Here is a 7,826-nt window from a genome sequence, read left to right as displayed (position 1 = left end):
CGAGCCGACGTGCTCTTCGCGATGCTCCGCGACGGCACCTTCTACGACCCCCAACCCGCCCCCACGGGTTGACGAAACCCATAGGGGCACCCCCCGCCAGACCTCCAACTCCAATCGGTCGCCGTCGTACTGGAAGGCGGCCAGCACCGGGGCGCCCAACTCGGCGCTGATCGGCCCGGCGAGCGCGAAGACGCCATTGTCGTCGACGGACCGGTCCGGATGGACGAGGCAGAATCTCGGCCCGGCCGAGGTCGCGTAGCCAGCCGCGCAGACCTCGCGCAGGACGGGGGCCGCCTGTCCGAGGGGCATGCGGATCAGCATCGTGCCGTACGAGGCCACGACCTCACCTCCTGGGATGCGGTGACCTTACGTGGCGGTCCAGCCGCCGTGCAAAAAAATACGTCCACGCCGGACCCGCGCCCGACCGATGACCTCTCCCCGACTCCCGGCGGCGCGACTGGACGGTGCACTAGCCGACCATGCCCAGTCCCAAGGGGACTTCCTGTACCGCAAACCCACTCGTGCCCGCTCACGGGTGGTGGCCCTTCCCAGAGGTATCCGTCCACGGCCAAGGGCCACATAGGTGGGGAGATCCGTCGAGCAAGTGTGGGGTCACTCCCGAGCTGGAGGGGGCCGTTTTCAAGGTTCAGGCAAGATTTTCGTGGCAGTGACGGAGCGTCACATTCCTGGCATCGTCATGTATGTGTGACGAGCTTCTGGACATCGTGTTCCCGCACTTGAAGTCGGTACAGGTGGAGCGGGTGTTCGCGGAGAGTGGCACGGTGCACGTCACCGCGCGTACTCCGGAAGGCCGGGCGGTGGTCTGCCCGGCCTGCGGGACTTCCGCACGCCGAGTGCACAGTCGCTACCAACGGCATCTCGCCGACACCGCCATCGCCGGGCGGCCGGTGGTTATCGACCTGTCGGTGCGCCGCCTGTTCTGCGACCAACGTGCCTGCTCGCGCTGCACGTTCGTCGAGCAGGTCGACGGCCTGACCATCCGATACCAGCGCTGCACCCCGCCGCTGCACAGCCTCTTGGTGGCGCTTGCTCTGGCCCTGGCAGGCCGGGCCGGGGCGCGGGTCGCGGCGGACCTCGCGGTGGCGGTCAGCCGGGTCACGCTGATCAGCTTGCTGATGGCCCTGCCCGATCCCCCAGCCACCACAGCCACGTCCAGTCCGAGGGTGCTGGGCATGGACGACTTCGCCTCCCGCAAGGGCCGCACTTACGGCACCATCCTGATCGACGTCGACACCTCAGCAGTGATCGACCTCCTGCCCGACCGCTCGTCCGAGACCCTCGTCACCTGGCTGGCCGCCCACCCGGGCGCCGAGATCATCTGCCGTGACCGCGACAGCAGTTACAGCCGAGCTGCCACCGCAGCCTGTCCGGACGCCACGCAAGTTGCGGACCGCTTTCACTTGCTTCGGGGCCTGTCCCGGGCTCCGCCTGCTCTGCGAGTGTGGCAACGAATCACTGTGGGCGATGCTCGTGGTCACCGTGGACGGCGCTGAGGCTCTGTGCGGCCAGTGCGAGACGGCCGTCCAGGGCCGACCGGACGCGGCTGTGGGTCCCATCGGCAAGACCATCAAGGTCGAAGCCGCCCCGCCCCGCGAGCTCGCTCCCTGGGAAGTGATCGCAAAGGAACTCGCGGACGCCATCAAGGACGGCACGATGCTCCCCGGCGAGGACGTCCCCACGGTCGGCGACATCGCGCAGGCCCACGGTGTCTCGGTCGGTACCGCGCACCGGGCATTCACGCAGCTCAAAAAGGACGGCCTGATCGAGGTCAGCCGCGGCCGCCGAGCCGTCGTCCGCCAGGTCCAGGAGGAGACCGCCGGCCGCATAGGACCCGCTCTCGCCACACTCCCGCCCCTGCGCGCGTCGAGGCCCATACCTCAACAGTGAGCTTTCGCCGGCCGTGGCGACCACCGCCACGGGGACCGGGGTACGAGAGCGCCCGCGACTCCCTGGTTGATCCGCCCGTGCATGGGAGCACGAGCCCCCAGAGGCCTCCAACCATCTCTCACCGCAAAATGGATATAAGCCGCTCCCCTCCTGGAGGAGACGATATCGGCGATTCGGAGGCACAGGCGATGTCCACCATCCCGAGCCGATGGATGACGATCGGCGACTTCCTGCTCCGGCGTCTGGAGGAGGCCGGCGTCGGCCACCTCTTCGGCGTCCCCGGTGACTTCAACCTCGAACTGCTGCAGCAGCTCCAAGACACGGGCACGCTGAAATGGGTCGGCAACTGCAGTGAGCTGAACGCGTCCTACGCAGCGGACGGCTATGCCCGGCTGAACGGCATGGGCGCGCTCCTGGTGACGAACGCCGTCGGCGCCCTGAGCGCGATCAACGGCGTCGCCGGCTCCTACAGCGAGCACGTGCCGGTGGTCTGTATCTGCGGGTCGATACCGCTCAAGTCCATCGACCGTGGCCTGGGGATGCACCACACGATGGCCGACGGCACCTGGGACCGCTTCCTCGGCGCCTACGCACAGGTGACCGCCGCCGAGGCCAGACTGACCCCGCACAACGCGGTCACGGAGATCGACAGGCTGATCCTCACCGCCTGGCGGGAGAAGCTCCCGGTGTACCTGGAGCTGCCTTCCGACATCGCCTATCTCGACATCGAGGTTCCCGGGGCCCCGCTGGTGCTCGCGCAACCGCCCAGCGACCCGGAACGGCTGCGGTCGTGCACCACCGCAATCGCAGACCACCTGTCCGCCGCCAAGTCACCAGCGGTCCTGGTGGATCTGGACGCGGACCGCTTCGGCGTAGCAGCCGACGTCATGGGACTGGCCGAGAAAATGCGGCTCCCCGTAGCAGTGATCAGCACAGCCAAGGCGGTCATCGACGAAACGTTCCCCTATTACGTCGGCATCTACAACGGCCAGGCAAGCGAGCCGCACGTGCGCGCGGCGATCGAGACCAGCGACTGCCTGCTCTCCATCGGCTACCGGCCGATCGAGGTGACCACGGGCGACTTCACCGCTTCGCTGCCCGCCGACACGATCCAAGCCCGCAGCCACTCGGTGGACATCGGCGATGACAACTATCAGGCGGTGACGCTCCAGGAAGTCATCCGCGGCGTACTGGACACCGTCCCGCACGGCACGAGCCGCGCTGCACCACAGCGGGGGGCTACAGGGCGGGGGGCTACGGCGACAGGGACCCCCGCAGGCGGCTCCACCAACCTGACGCAGGCCGCGTACTGGCAAGCAATCCAGGACTACCTCCGGTCCGGGGACGTGCTCCTCCTCGACAACGGGACGTCGTACGCCCTCCTCGGCCTGCAGCTGCCACCGGGCTGCACCTTCGTCGGATCGATCAACTGGGGCTCGATCGGCTACTCGGTCGCAGCCCTGCTCGGAACACTGACCGCAGCACCAGACCGTCGCCACCTGCTGTTCCTGGGCGACGGCTCATTCCAGCTGACCGCGCAGGAGCTGTCGACCATCCTCCGGCACGACCACAAGCCGGTGATCTTCCTGATCAACAACGGCGGATACACCATCGAACGCGGTTACCTCGGTAAAACCGAGCAGTACAACGACATCGCGACCTGGGCCTACGCGGATCTACCGAGAGTGCTCCGCCCGGACACCACGGCGCGATCGTTCGTCGTCAAGACCACCGCGGACCTGGCGGAGGCCCTCAGCGCGCCCAACGACACGCTGATCTTCATCGAAGCGGTCATGGATCCCTACGACGCTCCCGCCGCGGTCATGACCAGCAGCAACACCGGCGCGGACATCGACTACGGGCCTCGCGGCCCCCAGCACCGCGACAACGCACAGCTCAGGCCGGCCTGACTCCCCTGCCAACACGAAACAGCGGCGCGACCAAGAGACGTAGCTGGACCAGCTCCCCCAGCCCCTGCGGCGGTGCTCAGGCCGTGAGGCCCTCGATCGCCACGGGAAGGTGGCGGGGGCCGCGCAGCACGGCGTTGGCGCGGTACGGCGGCGGGTCCTCGAGCAGCCCGGAGAACCTGACCCGGCGGAAGAGCTCGGGCACCGCCACATGGAGTTCTATCCGGGCGAGGGGGGCGCCGAAGCAGTAGTGGATGCCGGTGTAGAAGCCCAGGTGTTCGTTGTCCCTGCGGTCGGGGTCGAACCGGTCGGGGTCCTTGAAGCGTCTGGGGTCGCGGTTGGCCGCGGCCAGCATGAGCCAGACCGGCGAGCCCTTGGGGATCGTGGTGCCCGCGACGTCGATGTCGGCCAGGGCGGTGGTCCACGGGACGAACTGGACCGGGGGCTCGTAGCGCAGCACTTCCTCGATGAGGGGGACGGCCAGGTCCGGGTCCTTCTGGAAGCGGTCGAGGACGTCAGGGTGGCGCAGCAGGGTGAGGGTCGTGTTGGTGATCGCGTTGACGGTGGTCTCGTGGCCGGCGACCAGGAGCAGCACCGCGGTGGCCTCCAGGTCCGCCGGTGTCATGTCGGGGGCGAGCGGCTGAGCATCCCGGGGCCGGGGTGGCGGCGTTTGGTCTCGATCAGATCGGTCAGGTAGGCGCCCATGTCCTGGCGTGCCCGCTGTGCCTTTTCCTGGCCGTCGGCGCCGCCGGCCTGGGGATCGAGTGACGACGCCAGGGCGTCGGCCCAGACGTGGAAGCGCGGTTCGTCCTCGCGCGGCACGCCGAGAACCTTGCAGATGGCGGTGACGGGAAGGGGGTAGGAGAAGTCCTCGACGATGTCGACCTGTTCCTTGCCTTCGAAGGCGTCGAGCAGTTCGGTGACCACCTTGGCCAGCTCTCCGCGCAGGCCGTCGAGGAACCTGGGGCTGTGCGGAGGACCGAACGGCCGGTTGATGGTGTCGCGCAGCCGGTCATGCACGGGCGGGTCGGTGAAGATGAAGCTGGGCGGCAGACCGGTCTCCGGGTCCGGTTGTCCGACGCGGGCGTAGCCGGACGGGCGGTTACTCGTGTCGTTGCTCAGCCGCGGGTCGTTGGCCAGGCTCCGCACCTCGTAGTAGGTGCTGACCAGGTAGGTGCCGTCGTCCTCCCGCCTGACCGGTTGCTTGCGCAGTTCCGCGTAGAGCGCGTCCGGCGCGCCGTTCCCGCGGTTGAGATCGACGACAAGCCTCATCAGGAACCCGCTCCCCGCGCGGGCCGCGGTCCCCGCAGCTTCCGCAACCGTCTGCGCTCGGTCCTACGGTGGTCGGCATGCCTCTTTCAGGATCGGTCTCTGCGCAGGGCGCTCGCAAGGCGAAGGCTGCCGGGCAGGCCGATGCGCACCCGACCGGTCAACCGCAAGGGAGACGAGGCACTATCGGCCTCCTGAACACCGGACGGACGGGGACGCGACTCGGGCGGCTGTATGCGCTGGCTCCCCTCCGGACCGCCGCGACGGGCAGGCTTGGGGGCCGGTAGACCGGCAATCTGAGTCGGGCGGTCCGCGGGAACTCCGGACAGGCGCCGAACGATGCGTGGCGTGACAAACAGGCCGCTACTGAAGACGGGCTGTGGTTGCGGGCGAGAGGCTCTGCTCGGCCCAGACGGTCTTGCCGTCGAGCGAATAGCGAACGCCCCAGTTCTGTGCGAGTTGGGCGATGATGAACAAGCCGCGCCCGCCTTCGTCGATGGTCTTCGCGTGGCGCAGCCGTGGCGCGAGGGAATTGCTGTCGTGGACTTCGCAGGTGAGGGTGCGGTCCTTGATGAGCTGCAACTGGGCAGGCGGGGTGCCGTAGCGGATGGCGTTGGTGACCAGTTCGCTGACGATCATTTCGGTGGTGTAGGCGGTTTCCTCATCGACTCCCCAAAGGATGAGCTGGTGGCGGGCGTGGGTGCGCGCCGCAGCAACGGCTTGGGGGTGGTGGTCGAGATGCCACGTGGCGACCTGGTCGGCGGGGAATGGGTGAGTGCGTGCGAGGAGGAGGACGACGTCGCTGTGGCGGGTGTCGTTCCGCAGCCGGTAGAGCACGTCATCGCACAGATCCTGCAGTGGCCGCTCAGGGTGGGCCAGCACCCGTGGGAGAGTCTCCGGTGACGGTGAGTTGCGTAGCAGTGACGCAGTGTAGAAGGCGAGGACGCTGCCTTCGGCAACGGAGATTGTGGTGGCGGCGAAGGGGGGTCCCTCAGCTGTGCCCAGAGGAGGTCCGGCGGGCAGGTCGGGCATCTCGGTGGTCCCGTCGGGATGGGCGATGACGGGTGGGGGATGGCCTGCCAGGGCGATGGTGCAAGTTTGGGCGAGCGGGTCGTGGACCGCGTACACGCAGCTTGCCGTGAGTGGCATGGGATCGCCGGGCGGCAGAGCTGCGCGTTCCTCGGCGAGGCTTATGGCGGTGTCGTTGAGGCGGGCGAGGAGCTCGTCGGGTTCCAGGTCAAGAGCGGCCAGGGAGCGGGCGGCGGTCCCTAGCTGTCCCATGGTGGTGGCCGCATGGATGCCTTGTCCGGCGACTTCGCCGACGACCAGTGCGGTGCGGGCGCCGGACAGGGCGAAGGTGTCGAACCCACTGCCTCCCCCCGCCTCGGACGGCACGTGCAGGTGCGCGGTTTCCACGGTGATCCGCGGGTCAGGGTGGGGTAGCAGCAGGTGACGCTGGACCGTCAGAGCGATGGTGTGTTCGCGGGTGTAGCGGCGGGCGTTGTCGATGCACAGCGCGGTGTGTGCGGCCACTGCGAGGGCGAGGGTGACATCGCCCTTGTCGTACACATCGACCTGGTCGGTGCGGTACAGGCTCAGCAGTCCCAGCACGGTTCCACGCAGCGTCAAAGGTGCCGTGATGAGAAGGCGGGCACCGGATGCGCGGATCGCCTCGGCGCGTGGCGGGTCGGCTGCCAGCCAGGGCGTGTCGGGGCCCAAGGAGACGAGACGGGGCTTGAGGTCGGCCAGCGTCTGGGCGTAAGGCGTCGAGAACGGCAGGGCGCGCACGTCGCCCACCGGGTGTGCCTGGATCTGCTCCTCTCCGCCGCTGTGGGCGAAGGCGGCACGGCGCAGTGGCACCTCCGGTCCCAGAGGGCTTGGGGGAGGTTCCTCACCGCGCACCACGGCGTCCACCACTTCCACCACGGCGATGTCGGCGAGGTCCGGCACCACTGCCTGCACCAGTTCCTGGCAGGTGGCCACCACGTCGAGGGTCCGTCCCACGTGCTCACGCACGGAGCTGAGGACACGTATGTGGGCACCCACCTTTTCGCGTTCGGTGACATCGAGCATCTGCGTCAGCACTCCCCAGATCCTCCCCTGCGAGTCCTCCAGCCGAGATGCTGAGACGGAGAACAGGTACTCCGGCCCCGGTGCACCCTTGGGACGCACCGCCACGAGGCGTCCCTCTTCGTGGGCGCCGCTCTCCAGCACGCTGTGCAGCATCGCCTCCACCTCACCGGGTGCGGAGAGGTCATACACGTCGGTGACGTGTCGGCCCACGATCTGTTCCGTAGGCGCCTCGTGCAGAGCCGGCCTGGTGAGATTGATCCGCAGGATGCGCAGCTCCGTGTCCAAGATCAGCAGGCCGGTGGGCGACCGGTGGAACAGAGCTTCCAGTACTGCAGCGCCCTCACCCGGCGAGACGGCTTCGTTTTGCGCCACGGCAACCCACCTCCACCATCCAGCCTGCACCTGGCCTCTATACGCCGCTCCCCGTCTCCCGAGACGCGGGCCCAGCCCGCGATTGTCGAAGGCTCGGCGGCGCATTGCCGCAGTGCAAGGGACTGGGCCTTACGGGCTCGCGGGACATCCCAGCGGGAACTTGACATCTTCCCCCTCTTAAAAGAGGGGGATTCCAACCCGTGTGGGTTGAGGTTCACGGGCGCTCGAACGGCCGGTGGCCGCCGTCACCCCTCCGGCACCGGCTGTTCGCCGGGGGCGGGGGATCCCGCCCTGTCC

5 protein-coding genes and 1 pseudogene are annotated in these 7,826 nt (G+C 68.3%); 3 read left to right on the top strand and 3 right to left on the bottom strand.

Annotated elements, in window-relative coordinates; all coding sequences use genetic code 11:
* A partial coding sequence (locus ABT186_RS46930) for a hypothetical protein (RefSeq protein WP_351930548.1) occupies positions 1–339 on the bottom strand: 339 nt, incomplete at its 3' end.
* A gap of 443 nt (positions 340–782) precedes the next feature.
* On the opposite strand from ABT186_RS46930, the gene ABT186_RS46925 reads away from it, so the two are divergent.
* The 3 genes from ABT186_RS46925 (at position 783) to ABT186_RS46915 (ending at position 3,818) form a co-directional block, all read left to right on the top strand.
* Positions 783–1,514 (top strand): ISL3 family transposase, encoded by a 732-nt coding sequence (locus ABT186_RS46925; protein ID WP_351930547.1) that lies wholly within the window; start codon positions 783–785, stop codon positions 1,512–1,514.
* Positions 1,486–1,908 (top strand): winged helix-turn-helix domain-containing protein, encoded by a 423-nt coding sequence (locus ABT186_RS46920; protein ID WP_351930545.1) that lies wholly within the window; start codon positions 1,486–1,488, stop codon positions 1,906–1,908. Before ABT186_RS46925 ends, ABT186_RS46920 begins: the two co-directional genes overlap by 29 nt.
* A 188-nt stretch (positions 1,909–2,096) precedes the next feature.
* On the top strand, positions 2,097–3,818 hold the full coding sequence (locus ABT186_RS46915) for an alpha-keto acid decarboxylase family protein (protein WP_351930544.1): 1,722 nt from the start codon (positions 2,097–2,099) through the stop codon (positions 3,816–3,818).
* Positions 3,819–3,894: 76 nt separating this feature from the next.
* Here the strand turns inward: ABT186_RS46915 and ABT186_RS48235 are convergent.
* Both ABT186_RS48235 and ABT186_RS46900 read right to left on the bottom strand, forming a co-directional pair.
* A pseudogene (locus tag ABT186_RS48235) lies at positions 3,895–5,087 on the bottom strand (cytochrome P450).
* Between the two features lie 360 nt (positions 5,088–5,447).
* Positions 5,448–7,529 carry a SpoIIE family protein phosphatase gene (locus ABT186_RS46900; protein ID WP_351228776.1) on the bottom strand — a complete coding sequence of 694 codons (2,082 nt, stop codon included), beginning with the start codon at positions 7,527–7,529 and terminating at the stop codon, positions 5,448–5,450.
* Between the last annotated feature and the right edge of the window lie 297 nt (positions 7,530–7,826).

The sequence above is a fragment of the Streptomyces sp. NPDC001634 genome (assembly GCF_040298185.1).
In the GTDB taxonomy this organism is placed as follows: Bacteria; Actinomycetota; Actinomycetes; order Streptomycetales; family Streptomycetaceae; genus Streptomyces.
This window is presented reverse-complemented; position numbering and strand designations above follow the sequence as displayed.

What these genes read in the sequence shown, in the direction of transcription:
- ABT186_RS46920 (WP_351930545.1), top strand. Translation starts at nt 1,486, where the DNA reads ATGCTCGTGGTCACCGTGGACGGCGCTGAGGCTCTGTGCGGCCAGTGC.
- ABT186_RS46915 (WP_351930544.1), top strand. Translation starts at nt 2,097, where the DNA reads ATGTCCACCATCCCGAGCCGATGGATGACGATCGGCGACTTCCTGCTC.